General features: G+C 53.0%; 21 protein-coding genes and 1 tRNA gene. 10 read left to right on the forward strand and 12 right to left on the reverse strand.

The window, feature by feature from the left end; genetic code table 11:
- Positions 1-197: 197 nt before the first annotated feature.
- Positions 198-1787, reverse strand: coding sequence for an efflux transporter outer membrane subunit (locus ACP7IZ_RS05855; RefSeq protein ID WP_426848389.1), 1590 nt, complete (start codon positions 1785-1787; stop codon positions 198-200).
- 83 nt (positions 1788-1870) lie between these two features.
- Here ACP7IZ_RS05855 and ACP7IZ_RS05860 point away from each other — a divergent pair, with 83 nt between their 5' ends.
- Positions 1871-2524 (forward strand): TetR/AcrR family transcriptional regulator, encoded by a 654-nt coding sequence (locus ACP7IZ_RS05860; RefSeq protein WP_426848247.1) that lies wholly within the window; start codon positions 1871-1873, stop codon positions 2522-2524.
- A gap of 65 nt (positions 2525-2589) precedes the next feature.
- Here the strand turns inward: ACP7IZ_RS05860 and ACP7IZ_RS05865 are convergent, their stop codons facing one another.
- The 6 genes from ACP7IZ_RS05865 to ACP7IZ_RS05890 form a co-directional block, all read right to left on the reverse strand.
- Positions 2590-3516, reverse strand: a complete 927-nt coding sequence (locus ACP7IZ_RS05865; RefSeq protein WP_426848248.1) for an FAD-binding protein — start codon at positions 3514-3516, stop codon at positions 2590-2592.
- Positions 3517-3518: 2 nt separating this feature from the next.
- Entirely contained in the window at positions 3519-4268 is a 750-nt protein-coding gene (locus ACP7IZ_RS05870; RefSeq protein ID WP_006115584.1) for an electron transfer flavoprotein subunit beta/FixA family protein, read from the reverse strand.
- Positions 4269-4331: 63 nt separating this feature from the next.
- Positions 4332-5969: an electron transfer flavoprotein-ubiquinone oxidoreductase gene (locus ACP7IZ_RS05875; RefSeq protein WP_426848249.1), complete on the reverse strand. Its 1638-nt coding sequence runs from the start codon at positions 5967-5969 to the stop codon at positions 4332-4334.
- Between the two features lie 112 nt (positions 5970-6081).
- Positions 6082-6759, reverse strand: coding sequence for a 2OG-Fe(II) oxygenase (locus tag ACP7IZ_RS05880; RefSeq protein WP_426848250.1), 678 nt, complete (start codon positions 6757-6759; stop codon positions 6082-6084).
- Between the two features lie 135 nt (positions 6760-6894).
- Complete coding sequence (gene hemN / locus ACP7IZ_RS05885; protein WP_426848251.1) at positions 6895-8280, reverse strand: oxygen-independent coproporphyrinogen III oxidase; 1386 nt, start codon at positions 8278-8280, stop codon at positions 6895-6897.
- Positions 8281-8288: 8 nt separating this feature from the next.
- Positions 8289-9122, reverse strand: a complete 834-nt coding sequence (locus tag ACP7IZ_RS05890) for an OmpW/AlkL family protein (protein WP_426848252.1) — start codon at positions 9120-9122, stop codon at positions 8289-8291.
- Between the two features lie 277 nt (positions 9123-9399).
- On the opposite strand from ACP7IZ_RS05890, the gene ACP7IZ_RS05895 reads away from it, so the two are divergent.
- Positions 9400-10212: a Crp/Fnr family transcriptional regulator gene (locus ACP7IZ_RS05895; RefSeq protein WP_426848253.1), complete on the forward strand. Its 813-nt coding sequence runs from the start codon at positions 9400-9402 to the stop codon at positions 10210-10212.
- Between the two features lie 68 nt (positions 10213-10280).
- Here ACP7IZ_RS05895 and ACP7IZ_RS05900 read toward each other — a convergent pair whose 3' ends face one another.
- On the reverse strand, positions 10281-11849 hold the full coding sequence (locus tag ACP7IZ_RS05900; RefSeq protein WP_426848255.1) for a Do family serine endopeptidase: 1569 nt from the start codon (positions 11847-11849) through the stop codon (positions 10281-10283).
- A 175-nt stretch (positions 11850-12024) separates the two neighbouring features.
- A complete protein-coding gene (locus ACP7IZ_RS05905) occupies positions 12025-12480 on the reverse strand; it encodes a nucleoside deaminase (RefSeq protein ID WP_426848256.1) in 456 nt (151 codons plus the stop codon).
- A 216-nt stretch (positions 12481-12696) separates the two neighbouring features.
- On the opposite strand from ACP7IZ_RS05905, the gene ACP7IZ_RS05910 reads away from it, so the two are divergent.
- From ACP7IZ_RS05910 to ACP7IZ_RS05945, 8 genes are all read left to right on the forward strand, one after another.
- Positions 12697-12849: a hypothetical protein gene (locus tag ACP7IZ_RS05910; protein WP_003626506.1), complete on the forward strand. Its 153-nt coding sequence runs from the start codon at positions 12697-12699 to the stop codon at positions 12847-12849.
- Between the two features lie 122 nt (positions 12850-12971).
- Entirely contained in the window at positions 12972-13703 is a 732-nt protein-coding gene (locus tag ACP7IZ_RS05915; protein ID WP_426848257.1) for a gamma-glutamyl-gamma-aminobutyrate hydrolase family protein, read from the forward strand.
- Positions 13700-14476 carry a pseudouridine synthase gene (locus ACP7IZ_RS05920; RefSeq protein WP_006115595.1) on the forward strand — a complete coding sequence of 259 codons (777 nt, stop codon included), beginning with the start codon at positions 13700-13702 and terminating at the stop codon, positions 14474-14476. Before ACP7IZ_RS05915 ends, ACP7IZ_RS05920 begins: the two co-directional genes overlap by 4 nt.
- Complete coding sequence (gene rsmD / locus ACP7IZ_RS05925; protein ID WP_426848258.1) at positions 14476-15060, forward strand: 16S rRNA (guanine(966)-N(2))-methyltransferase RsmD; 585 nt, start codon at positions 14476-14478, stop codon at positions 15058-15060. The genes ACP7IZ_RS05920 and rsmD overlap by 1 nt, the downstream gene beginning before the upstream one ends.
- Positions 15061-15139: 79 nt before the next feature.
- Positions 15140-15706 (forward strand): single-stranded DNA-binding protein, encoded by a 567-nt coding sequence (ssb, locus tag ACP7IZ_RS05930; RefSeq protein ID WP_426848259.1) that lies wholly within the window; start codon positions 15140-15142, stop codon positions 15704-15706.
- Positions 15707-15767: 61 nt separating this feature from the next.
- Entirely contained in the window at positions 15768-17042 is a 1275-nt protein-coding gene (locus ACP7IZ_RS05935; RefSeq protein ID WP_426848260.1) for an O-antigen ligase family protein, read from the forward strand.
- A gap of 215 nt (positions 17043-17257) precedes the next feature.
- Positions 17258-17671, forward strand: a complete 414-nt coding sequence (gene dksA, locus ACP7IZ_RS05940) for an RNA polymerase-binding protein DksA (protein WP_003626519.1) — start codon at positions 17258-17260, stop codon at positions 17669-17671.
- Between the two features lie 71 nt (positions 17672-17742).
- Positions 17743-17817: transfer RNA gene (locus ACP7IZ_RS05945), tRNA-Thr, on the forward strand.
- Between the two features lie 94 nt (positions 17818-17911).
- Here ACP7IZ_RS05945 and ACP7IZ_RS05950 read toward each other — a convergent pair.
- From ACP7IZ_RS05950 to tyrS, 3 genes are all read right to left on the reverse strand, one after another.
- Positions 17912-19003: a glycosyltransferase family 4 protein gene (locus tag ACP7IZ_RS05950; protein WP_426848261.1), complete on the reverse strand. Its 1092-nt coding sequence runs from the start codon at positions 19001-19003 to the stop codon at positions 17912-17914.
- Positions 19004-19127: 124 nt separating this feature from the next.
- A complete protein-coding gene (locus tag ACP7IZ_RS05955; protein WP_426848262.1) occupies positions 19128-19517 on the reverse strand; it encodes a hypothetical protein in 390 nt (129 codons plus the stop codon).
- A 22-nt stretch (positions 19518-19539) separates the two neighbouring features.
- Entirely contained in the window at positions 19540-20808 is a 1269-nt protein-coding gene (tyrS, locus tag ACP7IZ_RS05960; protein ID WP_426848263.1) for a tyrosine--tRNA ligase, read from the reverse strand.
- Between the last annotated feature and the right edge of the window lie 106 nt (positions 20809-20914).

Raw genomic sequence — 20914 nt, forward strand, 5'->3', positions numbered from 1 at the left:
TCTTGTCAAAGACCAAAAGAGCCGAATAACCTAGCAGATCTTCCTAAACCCGCCAAGACCACTCCGTCTCGGTGAAGCAGCTTCTACACCCCATAAACATACGTCGTCAACTCTAAAAATCAGAAAAAATTCATATTCTTCAAAGAAGTGCGTTTTTTCGTAAAAAAGGCGGCCATACGACCGCCCAATTTTTACACTCAGTTTTTAGCAACAGCCTTGGTTTTCTCCGGGAAAGCGGTCTCCCAACCTCCCCCAAGGGCATTATAAAGCTGCACCAAATTACCCGATATGGTTGCGGTGCTATCCGCCAGCTGCGTCTGAGACTGCAAAAGCCGGCGCTGTGTATCCAAAACCTGCAAATAACTTTGGAGCCCATGTTTATATTGGCTCTGCGCCAATTCGAGAGAGCGCGCATCTGCCGCAACCTGATTGCGAATGTTCTGATTGCGCTTTTGCTCCGCCTGATAGGCCGTAAGGGCGTTATCCACTTCCTTCCAAGCATTCAGAACCGTTTTACGATACCGCAGGGCTGCAGCTTTTTGTGAGGCCTTCTTCATGTGTAGTTGGCCTGTTAGACGCCCGCCCTGAAAAATAGGCAACGTGATAGCTGGCCCAACATTCCACATACGGGAGCTCCAGAAGCCCATATCGCGGAAAGAGAAGGACTGGAAACCAAAGCCCGCATCAATAGTGACTTTTGGATAGAAATCCGCTTCAGCCTGCCCCACCTCTGCGGTAGCGGCATGAAGCTCCTCACCCGCTTCTCGGATATCGGGGCGGCGCTCTGCCAGTTCTGATGGCAAACCAACAGGCACTTGCGGCGGCACTGGCGGAATACCTGCGGTTTGCTCCAGTTCCGTATTCAATCCGCCTGGAGGCGCGCCCATCAGCAGATTGATCGCATTGATCTGCATAACAATGCGCTGCTCAAACTGAGGGATAAGCGCGCTTGTCCGTTCTACCTCTGAACGAGCACTATCCACATCCAGCTCGCTAACCAAGCCGCTTTTATAACGTGATGAGCTCAATTGCAGGATTGCTGATGCTGCATCACGATTCTCTTTCGTGATGCGTAGTTGTTCCTGCAAGTTACGCAGAGTCATGTAATCTGATGCCAGTTCCGCCTGCCGTGCAATCAGAATACCTCGGCGCTCTTCCATAGTAGCGTTCATGTACGCTTTAGCAGCTTCGTACTGCCTGCGCACACGGCCCCACAGATCTACCTCCCAACTGGCCTGCACCCCATCCTGCCACTGATTCAGCAAAGGAATGGAGATGGAAGAGGACTGCGCAGAAAGCATTTCCCCCATACCTGTTCCAGCCGCGTTTTCACCAATACGCTCTACAATACGCTGCAACTGTTTGCTGCTATACTGCGCCCTACGGTATGATCCAGACGCTGCAAGATCTGGAAACCGCTCCGCTCCGGCTAGCAGTAACTGACCACGACTAACTGCAAATTGTTCAGTGGCTTGCTGTACATCAAGGTTCTGATCTGCCAGACGTTTTTCAAGCGATGTGAGTTCGGGATCATTAAAAATGGCCCACCACTGCGGATCTGGCGCTTGCGTTGTAGGAACACTCAGCAACTGTGATGTATCTTTATTTGCTGCGCGCTGCCACTGGGAGGGAGACCATGTATCCGGCTTTTTATAATCTGGCCCCACCATGCACCCCGCCAGCATGAAAACCAGCGCCAACGCGCCTGTGCGCTGTGCATTCCGTTTTGCCACCCGTTCACCCTCACCGAAAATGATATGCCTGATAGAAAATACCAGCCCTTGCACTGACCGACCAGTTCGGTCAGCATGGTAACCTACCTTCTTTCCTCTGTGCGTCAATCGCCTGATCTTTAAAGTCTGAAATCCTGATGTCCGAATCTTCCTCCGTTTCCTCCCTCACTTCTGCTTGCACGGGGGAATCAGAAGCCAAGCGAGAGCAGATTTTAAAAGGGGCTTACAACGTGTTTGCTGAACACGGTTACGAAGGCGCCAGTATGTCTGCCATTGCGCGGGAGGCTGGTGTTTCTAAGGGCACATTATATAATTATTTCACCAACAAAGCTGATCTCTTTGGGGCTTTTGTAGAGAAATGCTGCCGGGAAAAACTTCCCCCTGCCTTGGCCCCCGTGCAGAAAGAGGCATCCCCCAAAGAAACACTTACAGCCGTAGCCCGTGCCATGGTGCAGCTGATTACGCAGCCTGAAAGCTTGATGCTTTACAGGATGATTGTTTCTGAGGCTCCGCACTTTCCGCAACTCGCAACCATCTTTTGGTATCATGGCCCACGCATTGCCATTGAAACTCTGTCCAACTGGATTCGCGAACAAACCCAGCGCGGCACATTAAAAACAGATGATCCTGTTTTTGCTGCAGAGCAGTTTTTCTCACTTTGTCAGACACGGATTGCGCACAGAAAGCGCTTCAACATGCCGTATGACAACATGACTGAGGACGAAGAAAAAATTATTCATGCCTCTGTAAAAATGTTTCTGGCCACTTATGGCACATCAAATACCCACTAAAAAACAAACCCCGCACACATGACTGTATGCGGGGCTGCTTAAGCAAATAGCTTAGGAGCAAAGATTTATTTCTTCAGCTCTTCAACCAACTGCGGCACAACTTCAAACAAGTCAGCTTCCATTCCATAATCAGCAACCTGGAAAATGGGAGCTTCTGGATCTTTATTGATCGCCACAATCACGCGGCTGTCTTTCATACCAGCAAGATGCTGGATAGCGCCGGAAATACCAAAGGCCATGTACAGTTCAGGCGCAACAATCTTGCCTGTCTGCCCCACCTGATATTCGTTCGGCACAAAACCGGAATCCACAGCAGCGCGAGATGCCCCAATAGCTGCACCCAGAGCATCTGCCAGTGGGTCTAGCGTATGGAATTTTTCTTCGCTCTGCATTCCGCGGCCACCGGATACCACCACACGAGCTGTTTCCAGATCTGGACGTTCGGAATCAGATAGCTGCACAGCTTCAAACTTGGAAACTGCTGGCGCATCCACTGCTTCCACAGCTTCTACCGGAGCATTGCCGCCCGTAGATGCGGCTGCATCAAAGGACGCATTGCGCACTGTCAGCACTTTTTTGGCATCTGAGGATTTAACCGTAGCCAGAGCATTGCCTGCATAAATGGGACGCACAAATGTTTCTGCATCCACAATGCGGACAACGTCTGGAATAGGCTGCACATCCAGCAGAGCAGCCGCACGTGGCAGCACGTTTTTGCCCGTGGCACCCGCAGCCGCAACGATATGATCGTACTGGCCTGCCAAAGAAACAATAAGAGCAGCCAGAGGTTCAGCCAGCTCATGTGCATAGCGTGCATCAGCTGCGTGCAGCACCTTGGCAACGCCCGGCACAGCAGCTGCAGCCTGTGCGATGGAGGCATCACCCGCCACCAGCACATGCACTTCACCCAACTGGGTAGCTGCCGTTACAGCAGACAGAGCGGCCTTTCTGATCTGGCCTTCTTCATGATCCAGAAGAACAAGAGCGGTCATGATCAGATCACCTTTGCTTCGTTACGCAGTTTTTCCACCAGTTCCGCAACGGAACCAACCTTGATGCCAGCCTTGCGTTCCGGCGGCTCAGCCACGGAAACAACACTCAGGCGGGGCGTCATATCCACACCCAGCTCAGCGGCTTCAATGGTTTCCAGCGGCTTTTTCTTGGCCTTCATGATGTTCGGCAAAGACGCATAGCGTGGTTCGTTCAGGCGCAGGTCGGCTGTGATGATAGCGGGGAGCGTGAGGGAAACTTCCTCCGTGCCACCATCAATTTCACGGCTGACACGTGCATGGCCATCAGCAATTTCTACCTTGCTGGCAAATGTACCCTGCCCCCAGCCAAGCAGGCCAGCAAGCATCTGGCCTGTGGCGTTCATGTCATCATCAATGGCCTGCTTGCCCAGAATAACCAGACCGGGCTCTTCCTTTTCCACCAGCTTACGCAGCACTTTGGCTACGGCCAGAGGTTCAGGGCTTTCTTCTGACAGAACGAGAATGGCGCGGTCTGCGCCCATCGCCATGGCAGTGCGCAGCGTATCCTGCGCCTTCTGAACACCAACAGAAACCACAACAACTTCAGAAGCAGCGCCTTTTTCACGCAGGCGCACAGCTTCTTCCACCGCAATTTCATCAAACGGGTTCATGGACATCTTGACGCCAGTGGTATCAACACCACTGCCATCTGCCTTCACACGCGGCTTGATGTTGTAATCAACAACCCGCTTTACAGGTACAAGTATCTTCATGACTTCTTTCGCTTGCAGACGCAGGATGGTTCGGACGCAGCCTTACCGTACTTTACTCCAAATTCACATACCGGCCGGATAATTAGGGCCACCACCACCTTCTGGCGTGGTCCAATCTATATTCTGGGCGGGGTCCTTGATGTCACACGTTTTGCAGTGCACGCAGTTCTGGGCATTGATCTGCAAGTGTGGATTTGTGGCTTCGTCTGCCACTTCATACACCCCAGCGGGGCAATAACGGCTTTCCGGCGCACGGAAAACATCCCAGTTCACCGGCTTCCACAGGCTGGGGTTGCGCAGGCGCAGATGCACCGGCTGATCTTCCTCATGATTAGTAGCAGACAAGAAGACCGAAGAAAGACGATCGAACGTTAGCTTGCCATCGGGCTTCGGATAGAACGGCTTTTCAGACAAAGAAGCAGGCTTAAGGGTATCACTGTCTTCATGCTTAAAGTGCAGTGTCCACGGGGCACGGCCACGCAGCAACATGGCATCAATAGCCGCGTACACAGCGCCAGCCTTGGCACCAAAATGCGCAAAAGCCGGACGAATATTGCGGGCAGAACGCAGTTCTGACCACAACCATGAACGCCGCACTTTTTCTGTAAATGCGCCGGGTTCAACACGGTCGGTTTTCATGGCCTCTACAACAGCTTCCGCCGCCAGCATGCCGGACTTCATCGCTGTATGGGTGCCCTTGATTTTAGGCACGTTCAGGAAGCCAGCAGAATCCCCAATCAGAGCGCCACCGGGGAAAGTTAGGCGCGGGATAGCCTGCAACCCACCTTCAGAAAGGGCACGTGCACCGTAAGAGATGCGACGACCACCTTCCAGATGCTGGCGGAAAGCCGGGTGCAGCTTGATCCGTTGCATTTCCTCAAAAGGAGAAAGCCACGTATTGGCGTAATCCAGCCCAACCACAAAACCATAGGACACCAGATTTTCACCAAAGTGGTACAACCATGCACCACCATAAGTGCTGTCATCCAGCGGCCAGCCAAAGCTATGCTGCACCAAACCAGGGCGATGTTTTTCCGCCGGAATTTCCCACACTTCCTTGATGCCAAGGCCGTATGTTTGTGGGTCCACATCCTTGCGCAGGTCGTAATGCGCCATCACCTGCTTGGTCAGAGAACCTCGGCACCCTTCTGCAAACAAGGTGTAACGGGCGCGCAGTTCCATACCGGGCTGGTAATTGGGGCCGGGCGTGCCTTCTTTGGTTACACCCATGTCTCCCGTTACAACGCCAACCACGCGGTTACGCTCGATAATTACATCAGCACCGGCAAAACCTGGATAGATTTCCACGCCCAGTTCTTCTGCCTGCGTGGCTAACCAGCGGCAGACTTCCCCAAGGCTGACAATATAATTGCCGTGGTTGGCCATGTGCGGCATGACCTTATCCAGCAAAGGCACGCGCAAGCTACCGGTTTCGGTCAGATACAGCATATCTTCCGATGTTACCGGCGTGTTCAACGGCGCACCACGTTCCTTCCAATCAGGAATGAGTTCTGCCAGTGCGCGGGGTTCAATAACGGCCCCGGAAACAATATGCGCCCCGATCTCGCTGCCTTTTTCAATCAGGCAGACGCTCAGATCCGGAGAAAGCTGGCGTAGGCGAATTGCAGCAGCCAACCCAGCCGGGCCGCCCCCAACAATAACGACATCAAATTCCATCGATTCCCGCACAGGCTCGCTCATTCCCGTTTCATCCCCGTTTAAAGATATGCTGCTTCCCTAAACCCGATTTGGCGCAGAATTGCAAAAACGGGCACGCAGGCCCGTTCTGCCAGAAACAGCCATGTCAGAAAAATTAGTGCTGAACAGAGCGCGGCCCAAACGCCAGTTCGTGCACTGCCCGCCAGTTCTGATCAACAAAATTAACAATCAATGTGCGCCGCGTACCTTTAATGGGCCGCTTTACAAAACCGTGCCATGTTTTGTCAGACGGAATAAAAAGCACAGCCGAATTAAATGCTCCAGAAGCACGCGCAACTGATTTGCCATCTGGAGTCATCAAGTCTGTCCCCAGTTCATCGGCCCCTTCCCCGGTGGAAAGAGAGATAAGCAGGGTAAGTTTTTTAGCCCCAATATCTGTATGTGGCTCTAACCAGAAGCCATCCGAATCCAAACACAATTCCAGACGCAGCGCTGCTGTATCCAATTTTACATTACAGACACGTTCAAACGCATGCCGCATGGCATCACTATCCAGCAAATGCGCCATACGGTTTAAGCGCTCATCCTGCTGACGAACAGCGGGATCAACAAACACGCGAGACTTGTTCCGCGTTTCACGCCGACCGCCCACATCCCCTGCAATAGCCGACTCGCCAGGATCCCATGCCAATAATGCCTTGCAGGCATCTGGCTCCAGCACATTTGCCAACATCCAATGTGGAAAAGGGTTAGAGGCCACTGGCGTTTGCGCCAGCAAATTTGGCAGAGAGAATGTCCCGCTCTGATCGGGAGCAGTGGCATCAGGACTCATGGCGTCCGATCCTTCAGCTGTCACAGAATATCGGCTGGATAAAGGCAGCGCTATGGCTGTCTTGCATAGCTCCCTTTCACGGGAAGCTTTCCTTCCTTGCGCCAAAATACTGGCACAATCAAGGCTTGGTTCTACTTAAAGGGCAGCAGAAAACTGTGGTGCAGCACCTTGCCCTGTTGCCTGTGCCTGCTGCTGCAAAGCACGCCGCCGCGTATCAAACACAGCAGCCACATGCCTTACAAAAGGCCGCCCAAACGCAGTAACGCTGATGTTCTGGCCATCAATCTTCACCAACTCATCCTGCTCAAATGGACGAAGTTGTGCAAGTTCTTCAGAAAAATCGTACCCCTGCCCTACAGCGGCAAGGTCAACGGCCATATCGCACATAATGCGTTCAATAATGGCCCCACGCAGTTTGTCATCTTCCGTAAAAGCAACGCCACGCGCTACCGGGAGAGAATCGGAATTTTCAGCCATTGCCCGCGCATAAGCCGCCACACTTGTAATGTTCTGGGCAAACCCGGCAGGCAACATGGAAATGGCCGAAGCCCCCATCCCTAACAAAACAGGGCAGGAATCTGTTGTATAACCCTGAAAGTTACGATGTAGCGCCCCAGCTTTGGCTGCTTTAGCCAAACCATCTTCTGGTAGAGCGTAATGATCCAACCCTATGGGTTGGTAGCCCTGTGCCTGCAAAACCCGGTCTATTTCCGCCCGCTGCGCCAGTCTTTCATCAGACTTCGGCAAGGAGGCTTCCGGGATCAGACGCTGCCGCTTTTGCTTCCACGGCACATGCGCATACCCAAATACCGCCAGCCGATCTGGCCGTAAGGAGGCAATTTTAAGCGCCGTTGCGCCCACGCTTTCTACTGTCTGGTAAGGTAAGCCGTAAATCAGATCAATATTCACGCCAGACACACCAGCGGCACGCGCTGCTTGAATACTTGCTTGCGTCTGCTCAAAAGACTGATGACGACCACACGCTTCCTGCACCCGAGGTTCCAGATCCTGCACGCCGAGGCTAATACGGGTAAAACCCAAATCACCTAGCAAAGCAGGATAATCCTGAGGCACATGCCGAGGATCAAGCTCCATTGCCAATTCGGCTTGTGGATCAAATTGAAAAAATGTTCGGATAGAGCGTATAATCTGCCGCAAAGCGTGCGGCGGCAAAGTGGTAGGCGTGCCGCCACCAAACTGCACATGCTTTACTGTGCGTTGTTCCCCCACAAGGGCCACGATACGGCGCATTTCCTCACGCAGAAGATCACCGTACGCTAAGCGCCCGTCCTCATGCCGCATAACGGATGTATTGCACCCACAAAACCGGCAGAGTTCATCGCAAAAAGGAACATGAAAATAGAGGGAGACAGGTTCATTCTCAGGCAGTGCTTTCAACCAACCTGCAACCTGTTGGGGGCCGACCGCTTCCGTAAAGCTGGCTGCGGTCGGGTAACTTGTATAGCGCGGCAGATTCCCACCGTAGCGGGAAATCAGATCAGATACGGATGCCGCGCCCATAATGTGCCTTAGAACCGGTAAGCGATACCAGCGGAAACCACCGTCGGATCCAGAGATTCGTGAGCTTTCACTTTCAGGCTTTCTGCTGGGTTTTCAACCCAAGCATGCATACGCACGAACATCTGCTTGACGTCTGCGTTGAAGAACCAGTTGCCCACGATCTGATAATCGAAACCAACGTTAACAGACGGGCCACCGGTGAAGCCAGCGTTCAGCTTGGTCAGACCCAGAGCAGAACCACGGTTACCGTTCATGTTGTGGAACCACATAGCCGTTGCACCCACACCCACATATGGGTTGAAGCGCTTATGCGGACGGAAATGCCAAGCGAATGTTACCGTTGGGGGCAGAACCCATGCGCTACCCACATCCAGCTTGCGAGGACCACCCAGTCCTGGCACATCGCTACCCAGCGCAGCCACTTCATGACGGGTGCTGGTGGCAATCAGATCAACAGACAGGTTATCTGTGATGAAGTATTCCACCGTCAGTTCCGGCATGGCCTGATTGGTGGTGGAAAGATGCGTGTTGTTCAATGGCAGGTGGTTCAGACCAAGGCCAGGAGCTGTCAGCCAAGCCTTGCTATCACGATCCTGCGGCAGAACGCCCACACCGGACAAACGGATCATGAAGTCACCACGGCCAAGACCGATCTTTGTGCTGGCGCAGGTTTCAAACAGGCCACAATGCCCCGCACCCGGCTTTGGTGCATCGGGAATGCGCTGCATGACCGGTGCATTCACATATGCAGCGTTAGGAGCTGCTGTCTGAGCTTTGGCGGTACCGGCCAGAGCGGCAACGCCAGCCACCACTGCCGTAAAAAGGGAACGGAACTTGACCATGCCTGTGTGTCTTTCCACTGCGCTAGAGAACGATATCTGAAGCGGGAAAAATCATGCACTCGTTCTTCCAGCCTTGATTTAGATCAAATCTCAGACATCTCCGCCCCATATGCGACAATACTGTGTCATTTTAACCACAGCGCATTTTAAGGCCTATAGCCAAGGCAAATTGTAACCAATCCACCCCAGACAACTGCGCATTATTGATTTATATCAACAATGACATAATAGTTACGCCACATATTCCTTTTCTTTCCGGTCCAGCACGTTCGCCATAATGCTGAAGGTACCGGGTTTTCCGGATTCTGCTTCCATGCCACCTTCTCCTTCTGCTCAGGCACTTCATTCCGTTGGCAAACGCACCGGGCGCACAGATACTGATTCCGCTCGATGCTTGATGTGCAAGGTGCGCGAATATAACCTGTGCAGCAGCATAGAAGATCAGGATGTGGCGGTTTTGGCACACGCCACACGCCAGATTTCTTTGCCACCGGGTACGGCAGTTATTGAAGAAGGCACACCGGCATCTGCTTTTTTCAATGTTATCAGCGGCACAGTTAAACTGTTTAAATCTCTACCAGACGGACGCCGCCAGATTACCGGATTTGCAGATGCAGGCCAGTTTGTTGGCCTTAGTAACTCACGCACCTATTCTTTTGGGGCAGAAACCGTAAGCACTGTATTATTGTGCCGCTGCACACATGCGCAGATAGAAAATTTATTGGCCGAATACCCAGGGTTTGCCCGTCATCTCCTCTCGGCTGTCACGCATGAGTTGGCTGATGCGCAAGAACAGATGCTGCTGTTAGGGCGCAAAACTGCCAAAGAAAAAGTTGCCAGTTTTCTTCTAGATCGGATCAAACAATATCACCGCACCTATCCGCATGATCCCGATGCAGAAACCACAGCTTCTGTGCCCATGACACGTGTGGATATTGCAGACTATCTAGGGCTGACAATTGAAACGGTAAGCCGCACCATCAGCGCCCTCCGCCGTGATAAAATTATTTCTGGCACAGAAAATCACTGCATCCGCATTCTTTCCCTGCCCAATCTGCAAGACATCGCTTACGGCCTTAAATCCATCTAGCGCATAAAAGAAAAAGGCTGGCCCATTTCTGAGCCAGCCTTTCCAACGATTCGGATAACCTCAATCCTTTAGTTATCGTCGTCATCACCACCATCATCAGATGACGGGGCATTATTGCTGCCATCTGGAGAGATCGCGATAAACAGAGACTGATTATCCCGCATAACCCGCAACAGCACAGGCTTTTTAGACGCCAGTGCGGCCTTCACACTGGCCACTGCTGCACGCGGGGAATCCACAGCCTGACTGCCAATTGCCTGAATGACATCCCCAGGCCGAATACCCGCCTGATCTGCCGGGGAACCAGGATCAACGTCACTCACAACAACGCCGCGCACATCTGCCGAAAGCCCCAACTGCTGGCGCACATCGCGAGAAAGGGGGGCCAAAGCAATACCAAGCCGCTGGCCACGTGCAACATCCGCATTGCTGCCGCTGCTGCCATCACTGGAAGCAGTTTTCAGATCTCCGATTGTAACGGTAGCTGTCTGGGCTTTACCGCCGCGTAGATAACCAATTGTTGCCTGCTTACCCGGTGCCATAGACGCCACGCGCACAGCCAGATCATGTGGGTTGCTGACTTTCTGCCCATTAAAATCGGTAATCACATCTTCCGATTTCAGGCCAACTTTTTCAGCCGGGCTACCGGGGCTTACGCTTGCAACCAGCGCACCAACTGGCGGTGCCCCCGGTGTGGAGGGGGCTGGCAAACCAAGGGCACGCGCCATAACAGGAGAAATAACCTGTGCATTTACGCCCAGATAGCCGCGCACCACATGCCCCGTTTTGCGAAGCTGCTCGACCACATTGCGCACGGTATCCGATGGAATCGCAAACCCGATGCCAATGGACCCCCCGCCAGAAGGTGAAAGAATGGCGGTATTCACCCCAACAACCTTACCATCCTGTGTAAACAGCGGGCCGCCGGAATTCCCACGATTAATGGGCGCATCAACCTGAATGAAGTTATCGTAAGGGCCTTCGTTAATATCTCGGCCACGGGCAGAAACAATACCAGCCGTAACAGTGCCACCCAGCCCATACGGATTACCAACGGCAATCACCCATTCCCCGGGCTGCACATCATCTGATTCACCCAGTTCAATAAAGGGCAGTTTTTCAGACGTTGTCACCTTCAGCAGCGCCAGATCGGTTTTGCCATCACGCCCTACCACCTTGGCAGGCAGCGTTGTGCCGTCATCCAATGTTACCGTAACCTTGGTGGCGCCTTTGACCACGTGGTTGTTGGTCACCACGTAACCATCGGCTGAAATCACAAAACCGGAGCCTCTGGCCTCAATCGTCTGATGTGAAGGCTGCGGCATCATCTGGAAAGGAAACGGGAACGGAAAAGGCATGCCGCCCATACCGCCGCCATCACCTTCCACGGCATCTGCCCGGATCATGGATGTAATAGACACCACGGCCGGTTTAACCTGCTTAACCAGACTGACAAAATCCGGAATACGCTGAGAAGTGGGGGTATTCGGCTTAATAACACTATCAGCTTCTGCGCGTGCTGGCGTGCTGCACCATGGAGCGGCGGCCGTTACCAATACACAGCTTGCCAGAAGGGCTGAGATCCAATTACGGCGTCTGTTCCGCGCCCAAACTTTTGTCACAGATTTTCCCGACATCACGACTTCGACTGTTCCTTGTTTTATCCCGACAGGACAATTCCCGGACGGTCCAAACACCCCTCTCTGGCAGCCACCACAGATTGCCCAGAGTTTACAGTGCCTTACGCCTACAACGCTAACATGGTTTCTCAACCAAGAAAAAAAAGCTGTCTCTTTATAATTTCACAAGATGTTATCGGCTGCGTAATGTCTGGAAAAAAGTTTTCAGCATTTCCGCCGATTCCTGCTCCCTTACGCCGCCTATAACTTCCATACGATGTAAGGTTTCGGGGCGATGCGGCAAGCGTGCACCGTGCTCTACGCCACCACCTTTGGGGTCATACGCGCCAAACACCACCCTCCCCAGCCGAAAGTGCGCCATAGCCGCCGCGCACATAGGGCATGGTTCAAGCGAGACAAATAAGGTGCAATCTGCCAGCTTTTGCCCCTGCCGCTGTTGCACAGCTTCGCGCATAACCAACATTTCAGCATGGGCTGATGGATCATGCAGTTCTTCAACGCGGTTACCTGCCTGCGCCAACACTTTTCCGGCGCTATCCAGCAGCACGGCCCCCACCGGCACTTCTCCGTTTGCAGCAGCAAGATGCGCCTGCCACAACGCCAGCGCCATGCCGTTTTGTTTAGTCATGCCGTGTGCTCACGAAATGTTACTCTCTACCATCCGAAACGTTCAGGTTTTTTTCGCTTTTATCTACTAGAAAATATCCAGATTCTTCTTGCAATCGTGCATGCTTTTTTGTCATCCTGCCTTAAAGGAGCCTTAATCTGTTCTGTAACAGAGCGTGAGGGTGCCTTTGGGGTTGTTTTTCAAGCATACCAAACCCGATTGAGGAGGGTCAGAAACATGCATAGCCTGTCTTTCATTCTGGCTGCTGCGGCCATTGGATTTGGTCTCGCCATTGCAGACGGTGTCAATTACGAACCGGCAACCTTGGCGCCGCCCCCCACCGCCACCAAAACGCTTCCTATCAGTATTCCTTCCTTTCTGTCCCGCTAACAGGCAAGCCAGAAACGGATTGGCCGCACGGGTTTTTGTTTCCCGCGCCAGTACTTTGCTACATACCCCTGAAAGAACGGTATTGCCTCTCTTCCTCCCCCGTTCTTTCAGGATAGTGGCATATGATAGAAAAACGTCCCGTTATTGGTATTACGCTTGATTTGGAAGATGGCGGTGAAGGCCGTTATTCCCGCTTCAAATGGTATGCCATGCGGGAAAATTATATGTCTGCCGTTTCCACCGCAGGCGGGCTGCCTGTTGCGTTGCCTTTGTTTCCGCAGCTTTGTGCCGATTACATGCACTTGCTGGACGGATTGATTATAACGGGTGGCGCATTTGATATTGATCCCTCTTTGTATGGGGAAACGCATGTGCACCCCACCGTAAGCTTGCGCCCTCGCCGCACGCAGGCTGAGGCTGCTTATCTGGCTGAAGCCTTACAGCGTGATATGCCGGTTTTGGGCATATGTGGTGGCATGCAACTTATAGCCGTGGCCCTTGGCGGCAGCCTGATCCAGCACATTCCAGAAGAATGCCCCTCAGCCCTTCCGCACGAACAGCCAAACCCACGGGATGAAGCAAGCCACAGTGTAACGGTCACGCCTGATACCTTATTGGCACGTAGCACGCACAACCCCGCACGTATTGGCGTTAATTCCTCCCACCATCAGGCTGTCAAAACACCGGGAAGATGCATTATTAACGCTGTGGCAGAAGATGGTATTATTGAGGGGATTGAAGATCCCACACATTCTTTCTGCCTTGGGGTGCAATGGCACCCGGAATTTGGCATAGACCCCGCAGACAAAGCACTTTTTAAAGCCTTCATACAGGCAGCAGGAGATTCAGCGTGACGCAGGAAACCCGAGGGGAACGCATAGCAAAATGGCTGGCCCGCAGTGGCGTTGCCAGCCGCCGTGATGCGGAGCGCATGATAGAGGAAAACCGCATCCGCCTGAATGGCCAGCCGGTAACACACCCTGCCACCTTTGTAACAAATGGCGATATTGTACAGGTTGATGGAGAACCCGTTTCAGCCCCGGAACGCACCCGTTTGTGGCGTTACCATAAGCCAGATGGCTTGGTGACAACGCACAAAGACCCGGAAGGTCGGCCTACGGTTTTTGCCTCCCTGCCAGAGGGTATGCCGCGCGTTATCAGCGTTGGGCGGCTTGATCTGAACAGTGAAGGACTGCTGCTGCTCACCAATGATGGTGAACTGGCCCGCAGGCTGGAACTTCCCTCCAACGGCTGGCTACGCCGCTACAGAGTGCGCGTATTTGGCGTGGTGGATGAAGAACGCTTGGCAAGCCTTGCCCAAGGTAGCGTGTTTGATGGTGTGCGTTACGGCCCTATCCATGCAGTTCTGGATTCGCGCAAAGGTGACAATGCGTGGCTGACAGTTTCCCTCAAGGAAGGGAAAAACCGTGAAATCCGTAAGGTAATGGCGGGCATGAACCTGCACGTCAGCCGCCTGATACGCACCAGTTATGGGCCTTTTCAGCTTGGCACTTTGCTGCGCCGTGAACTGGAAGAAGTTTCTCCCCGCGTGCTGCGTGATCAGCTCCCCAAAGCAACAGAAAAGACCCCAACCACCCAGCGCGCACCTGCAAAACAGGCAGATTAATGGTTCGGATTATTGCTGGCAGCCGTAAAGGACGGCTGCTAACAGCCCCCACAGGGCAGACCACACGCCCTACGGCAGACCGTGTGCGGCAGGCCTTGTTTGATATGCTGCTACATGCACCTTGGGGTGGGCCTACACTTATCTCCGGTGCGCATGTGCTGGACGCATTTGCTGGCACTGGCGCATTGGGGCTGGAAGCGCTTTCTCGCGGAGCAAGCCATGCGACTTTTTTCGAAACCAGTCGCCCGGCCCTCGCCGCGTTACGGGCCAATATTCAAGCTTGCAAATGGGAAGAGAGCTGCACCGTGATTGCGCGGGATGTCACATCCCCACCCGCCTGCACGGCCTCGGCTGGATTGGTGTTTCTGGACCCCCCCTATCACCAGAATCTGCCCGAACGCGCCCTCAAAGCCCTACAAAGCAAAGGTTGGATTGCTCCAGATGCCATTGCAGTTATTGAAACTGGACGTGAGGAAGCTTTACCTTTTTCCACCCAAGAAGAAGCGTTAGAAACGGCAAGCACACCTGTTTTTCTGGCAGAACGCCAACATGGTGCCGCCCGATTTTCTATCTGGCGTCTTTAAGCTTTTTACACGTTCCAGCAGGTGCGCTACACAGGCAGAACGAAAATGGATTTTACGCAAATAGAAGGTAACGGCATTCATGGCTGGCAGCGTTAACAAGGTTATTCTGGTCGGCAATCTGGGCAAAGACCCCGAAGTGCGCTCCAGCCAGAGCGGTGCAAAGATTGTTTCCTTCTCTCTGGCCACCAGCGACACATGGAATGACCGCGCATCTGGTGAACGGCGTGAACGCACAGAATGGCATCGCGTAGTCATTTTTAATGAACGTCTGGCAGATGTGGCCGAACGTTTCCTGCGCAAAGGCCGCAAGGTTTATCTGGAAGGCTCCCTGCAAACCAGAAAATGGACAGATCAGGGTGGCCAGGAACGCTACACAACGGAAGTGATTATTGACCGTTTCCGTGGTGAGCTGGTGCTGCTGGATAGCCGCAATAGTGGCGAAGGTGAAAGCGAAGGCGGCGGTGGCTTTGGTGGTGGAAGCGGCAGCAGCTACGGCGGCTACAACAGTGGGGGCAGCGGTGGTGCTTATGGCGCTCCATCATCCGCACCACGCCAGCCGCCAGCGCAGCGCAGCGGCGGCAATAACTCCGGCGGCTGGGATGCGTCTGGCGGCAACGGAGATCTTGATGACGAAATCCCGTTCTAATCAGCCCAACTGATTGGGGGCTGGCTGCACTATCTCATAGCCAGCCTTATCCATTCCAGACATGCCTCCTGCTGTTTCCTCCCCATTCCGTATTAAGCTGGCTGGATATCTGACAGCAGCAGGTTTGGTGTGTCTGAGTATCTTCCCATTTTTTCTATTCTATAGCCGCGCCCTTTCGGACACGTTTGCTTCTGTCATTGGGGGGCTGTTTCTGTTGCACAGTGTCCTGTTGCAGAACTGGCAGTGGATTAAACAACCTTGGCTTAAACTGGCCGCATTATTTTGCGGGTTATGCCTGCTTTCCTCCATGCACGCTGGCATTACGGGGGAGTGGGTGCAGGCGCTTTGCCTGCCTCGGCTTTTTCTGTTTTGCGTGGCACTACAATGCTGGCTTCTTGCCACTGAAGCACAACGCATGTGGCTGGAACGAATCTGCTTACTGGCCGCTTTGTGGCTGATAAGCCAATGCTGGCAACAGTATCTAACCGGCACAAACCTGATGGGCATGCCGCGCTGGGGTGATGGCAGCCTGACAGGGCCATTCACAAAACCCCGCGCGGGCTTTACGCTGCTGATGCTGTTTTTCCCGGGCATTATGCCAAGCGTTTTACGCCTGTTACGCCAAAACAAGCTGAAATACTGGGTTCTTGGCTGTGCGCTTCTGTTGCTGGGCGTCACAACCATGGTGCTGATCGGCCAGCGTATGAGCTGTGTGCTGCTCTTTTTTGGGCTGTCTCTTACGGCATTTATCTTCCCCCGCTTTCGCCTGCCATTTGGCCTCATTCTTGCCTGCGCTGGTGGGTTGATTGCCTGCTTGCCGGTAATCTCTCCACCTGTTTACGCCAAACTTGTCCTAAAATTTTCTGATCAGCTGCATCATTTTGCCCAAAGCGACTACGGCAAGCTTTTCCGCTCTGCCATTGCTATGGTTGCCCAACACCCTTGGGTGGGGCTGGGGATGGATGGCTTTAGGAATTTCTGCCACGTCCCTATCCAAACACATGCCTTATCTTTTTTGGGCATAGAAACACTTACAAATGATACGGACCGGGGCTGTAATATTCACCCGCACAACTATTATCTGCAAGTTGCCACAACGGCTGGTTTACCGGGCCTTGTGGCATTTATAGGTTTGGCTTTTCAATGGGTGCGCATTGGGTGGCGGGCGCTGGATGTAGAGCACCATCCGCAGCAAGCCATGCTCTTTGTGGCCTGTTGCATTCTGTTATGGCCCATTACTTCAACCAGCGCTGTTTTTTCTTTCCCCACTGCGGGATGGATTTTTATGTTTGTTGGTTGGCTTATAGCAGCATCAAGCTCACAAAAACGTGCATAATTTTGTTAAGAAAGTGTTTATAAAGACGGGAACTTTCTTAAAATATTTTTTCATTACTCATTTTAAATGCAGTCTTTTCTTACTCTTACTTTATCCTTTGTCGCTTTTCTGCGTTTTAGCCCCATAAAATTGTTGGCGGGTGAGCGGGATGCCGCTATAAGCCGCGTCATTCTTTCAAGGCAGGCTGCCTGTCATTGCAAAGGCTGACGACAGACATGATTACCTTACCGCCAGATTATCGCCCCTCTGAAGATGAAGAGTTCATGAATCCCCTTCAGACGGAGTACTTCCGGCAGAAATTGCTTAAATGGCGCGCCGACCTTCTTAAAGAAGCAGGAGATACGCTTGCCAGCCTTTCTGAAGGCGGCATCCATGAAGCTGACATTACTGACCGTGCCAGTGTGGAAACAGACCGTGCACTGGAACTGCGTACGCGAGACCGTGCCCGCAAGCTGATTGGCAAGATCAACCTTGCTTTGCAGCGGGTTGAAAACGGCACATATGGTTACTGTGAAGAAACGGGTGAGCCCATTGGCCTGAAACGGCTGGAAGCACGCCCCATTGCCACACTTTCCATTGAAGCGCAGGAACAGCACGAGCGCATGGAAAAAACCCACCGCGACGATTAATTTTTTCGTCTTTTTTACCGTATCTGGTCTTGCGGCGTTCCGCGCGAACAGCTAGAACGCCCGCAGACTAAGCTGCTGTAGCTCAGTGGTAGAGCACTCCCTTGGTAAGGGAGAGGTCGACAGTTCAATCCTGTCCAGCAGCACCAGTCTCTCCCTTATATTTTATAAGAATCGCTGTTTCTGTGCTGCGTTGTGCAAAACAGGAATATGTTCGCCTTTAAGGTGGCTGCCCTTACCACCTTAAATCTGCCTTGCCAGATGCCGGAAAATGGCATCTCCATTTTCAAAAAACTTCTCTTTACTGAACTTTTCCAGCACAAATTGCCTTGCGTTCTGACCAACCTCAGCAAGCCGCTCTGGCTGCGCAAGAACTGCCGCCAATGTATCGGCCAACATAATCGGGTTTTCTGGCGGCACCTTCCACCCGGTTACATTTTCTATAATAGACCGATCCATCTCTCCCACATCACTGCCAATAACAGGCAAGCCTGCCTGCATGGCCTCATGCATGGCGATACAGAATCCTTCGCGCCGAGATGGCTGAAGATAAAGATGCTGGGTGTATAGAAAATCCTGCGATGAAGATGCAAAGCCTGAAAAACGAATATTCGTGAGCTTTAATTCTTGTGCCATCTGCTCAAGATGAACCCGCTCCTGCCCTTCTCCTGCAACAGTCACTTCAAACGCAGGCAAGGATGTATAGGCCTGAAGGCGCTTAAGAGCTGCGCAGAGAATATCGTAACCTTTGGCAACATGCAGCCGCCCAAGTGAGCCTGCACGAATCACCTCTCCCTGCGTCCAAGGCTGTGCCGGCTGAATATCCGGCGAAGCCTGAAAAACCGGCCAAGACATGACTTTATTTGCCGGAAGTTTAAGGCGTGCGCGCGTAATCTCTGCCACGCATTCCGAATCACATACCCACAATTTTGAAAGCGATTTGGCTGCCCGTAAAAGACGAATATTTCCCGGTTTCAAAAACGCATTGTGTTGCCAACTGATAACCGGCACGCGCAAGCGGCGCCCAACTTGCTGCCCGATCAAAGTAGAGCGTGTTAAAGACGTCCAAATCTGGGTGGGCTGCCACGCAGCCAGTTTACGGCGTAGCCATAAATATGCCTGAAGGTGATCGCTTTCTCCACCTTCTCTAATGTGTATATCCAGCCCCGCAGCTTGGAGCGCTGGCTCTGCCCGTTTATCCCGCGGGGTCAGCACAAAAACGCCAACATCACACCCACGCGCACGAAAAAAACCCGTAATGGAAGGCACCATAGCGCCCGTGCCACCACCTTCTAGCGAGTTAATAACGTAGGCAATTTTTTTAGGGTACAGCACGCCATCAGCTCCTGCGCAGAGAAACAATAAAACCCATCTGTTCAGAACTGATTAGGTAAGCAAAAAACTGTTTCCAGTAAAAAGGCAGCACCTTCAAACTTTGAAAAATGCTGCCTTGGCAAGATTATCTGTGACCACCAGGGCCACCACCGCCACCGGGACCGCCATGACCACCCGGACCACCACCACCGGGACGACCGCCGCCTCCGGGGCCGCCAGGGCCACCACCTGGTGGGCGACCACCGCCACCACCGCCTGGGCGTGGGCCAGGGCCAAAGCCACCGGGGCCACCATGCCCACCGGGTCGGCCACCGGGGCCAAAACCTGGGCGTGGCCGCGGGCCGCGGCCACCACCGCCCCAACGGCCATAACCATAATAATCATCATATACAGGGCCATAGCCCGAATATCCGTAAGGATAATACAGGCCGCCATCACCATAATAGGGGCCACCGCATGCGCTTAGGCTGCACAACAGCCCCAAAGCAGACAGTTTTAACGCCAGTTTTTTCACGGTAGCCTCCTTACTCGGTCTATCAGGCTGGACCCCCAACCTTGACCAGAACATGATGTTTTTTGCCAGCAGAAAGTTTGATGGCTCCATCCACCATATCCTGCTGTGTAATCAGCCTATTTTCATCTTGTATCACATCATTATTAAGGCGCGCCCCGCCACCTCGTACCAAACGCCGAGCTTCCCCATTTGTTTTAACCAACCCTGCTTCTGCAAACAGGCGAAAAACTGGAATACCTGCGGCCATATCGGCCTCTGCCACTTCATGCACCGGCAGATCTGCCGCAGCTACGCGGCCTTCTTCAAACGTCTGGCGGGCAGCTTCTGCCGCAGCCAAAGCCGCGCTGCGCCCATGGCATAGAGCCGTTGCTTCTGTTGCCAGAACTTTCTTGGCTTCGTTAATTTCCGCGCCTTGCAGGGCTTCCAGACGTGCACATTCTTCAAGCGGCAGTTCGGTAAACAGACGCAGAAAACGGCCTACATCTGCATCTTCCGTGTTGCGCCAGAACTGCCAGTAATCAAACACTGGCAAACGTTTTTCAGAAAGCCACACGGCACCGTTGGCTGTCTTGCCCATTTTGGCGCCAGATGCCGTTGTAAGCAGCGGTGTAGTTAGCCCCATAACGCTTTTCTGGTCTGTGCGGCGCACCAGTTCCACACCAGAAATAATGTTGCCCCATTGGTCTGACCCGCCAAGCTGCAACACCACATCCATGCGGCGGTTCAGTTCACGGAAATCGTAAGACTGAAGAATGGAATAGTTGAATTCCAGAAATGTCAGCCCCTGCTCGCGCTCAAGGCGATTTTTTACGGAATCAAACGCCAACATGCGATTGATGGAAAAATGCACCCCCACATCACGCAGCAAGTCAATATAGGCCAGCTTGTCCAGCCAATCTGCATTGTTCACAAGCGCTGCTTCTGATGCACCAGAACCAAAGGTGAGGAACTGGCGCAAGCAACCTTCAATGCCGGCCAGATTGGTCTGAATGATATCTTCCGTCATCAACCTCCGGGCTTCTTCCCGGAAGGATGGATCACCAATACGGGCTGTGCCGCCACCCACCAGCGCTATTGGCCGGTGGCCGTGTTTTTGCAACAGCCGCAACATCATAATCTGGATAAGGCTGCCAACGTGCAGACTATCTGCCGTAGGATCAAACCCGATATAGGCCGCCACGGATTTTTCTGCCATCAGCGCATCCAGCGCATCGGCATCCGTGCACTGGAAAATAAAGCCGCGTGCAGCGGCCTCCCGCATGAAAGAACTCTTAAACCCGTTCTCGACCATTTATCCTGTCCCTTCTCTCCGGCCCCTGTCTGCAGGGCAGAACCAGCAGACAGACGCTCTAGCATGAGAGAGCAGAGAACAGAAACACTCAGCCCAACAGCATTTG

Source organism: Acetobacter sp. AAB5 (genome assembly GCF_050106715.1).
Lineage (GTDB): Bacteria > Pseudomonadota > Alphaproteobacteria > Acetobacterales > Acetobacteraceae > Acetobacter > Acetobacter oryzifermentans.

Bases quoted from the DNA above. Each gene is read 5' to 3' on its own strand.
- ACP7IZ_RS05860 (WP_426848247.1), top strand. From the start codon at position 1,871: ATGTCCGAATCTTCCTCCGTTTCCTCCCTCACTTCTGCTTGCACGGGG.
- ACP7IZ_RS05865 (WP_426848248.1), bottom strand. From the start codon at position 3,516: ATGACCGCTCTTGTTCTTCTGGATCATGAAGAAGGCCAGATCAGAAAG.
- ACP7IZ_RS05870 (WP_006115584.1), bottom strand. From the start codon at position 4,268: ATGAAGATACTTGTACCTGTAAAGCGGGTTGTTGATTACAACATCAAG.
- ACP7IZ_RS05875 (WP_426848249.1), bottom strand. From the start codon at position 5,969: ATGAGCGAGCCTGTGCGGGAATCGATGGAATTTGATGTCGTTATTGTT.
- ACP7IZ_RS05880 (WP_426848250.1), bottom strand. From the start codon at position 6,759: ATGAGTCCTGATGCCACTGCTCCCGATCAGAGCGGGACATTCTCTCTG.
- hemN (WP_426848251.1), bottom strand. From the start codon at position 8,280: ATGGGCGCGGCATCCGTATCTGATCTGATTTCCCGCTACGGTGGGAAT.
- ACP7IZ_RS05890 (WP_426848252.1), bottom strand. From the start codon at position 9,122: ATGGTCAAGTTCCGTTCCCTTTTTACGGCAGTGGTGGCTGGCGTTGCC.
- ACP7IZ_RS05895 (WP_426848253.1), top strand. From the start codon at position 9,400: ATGCTGAAGGTACCGGGTTTTCCGGATTCTGCTTCCATGCCACCTTCT.
- ACP7IZ_RS05900 (WP_426848255.1), bottom strand. From the start codon at position 11,849: ATGTCGGGAAAATCTGTGACAAAAGTTTGGGCGCGGAACAGACGCCGT.
- ACP7IZ_RS05905 (WP_426848256.1), bottom strand. From the start codon at position 12,480: ATGACTAAACAAAACGGCATGGCGCTGGCGTTGTGGCAGGCGCATCTT.
- ACP7IZ_RS05910 (WP_003626506.1), top strand. From the start codon at position 12,697: ATGCATAGCCTGTCTTTCATTCTGGCTGCTGCGGCCATTGGATTTGGT.
- ACP7IZ_RS05915 (WP_426848257.1), top strand. From the start codon at position 12,972: ATGATAGAAAAACGTCCCGTTATTGGTATTACGCTTGATTTGGAAGAT.
- rsmD (WP_426848258.1), top strand. From the start codon at position 14,476: ATGGTTCGGATTATTGCTGGCAGCCGTAAAGGACGGCTGCTAACAGCC.
- ssb (WP_426848259.1), top strand. From the start codon at position 15,140: ATGGCTGGCAGCGTTAACAAGGTTATTCTGGTCGGCAATCTGGGCAAA.
- ACP7IZ_RS05935 (WP_426848260.1), top strand. From the start codon at position 15,768: ATGCCTCCTGCTGTTTCCTCCCCATTCCGTATTAAGCTGGCTGGATAT.
- dksA (WP_003626519.1), top strand. From the start codon at position 17,258: ATGATTACCTTACCGCCAGATTATCGCCCCTCTGAAGATGAAGAGTTC.
- tyrS (WP_426848263.1), bottom strand. From the start codon at position 20,808: ATGGTCGAGAACGGGTTTAAGAGTTCTTTCATGCGGGAGGCCGCTGCA.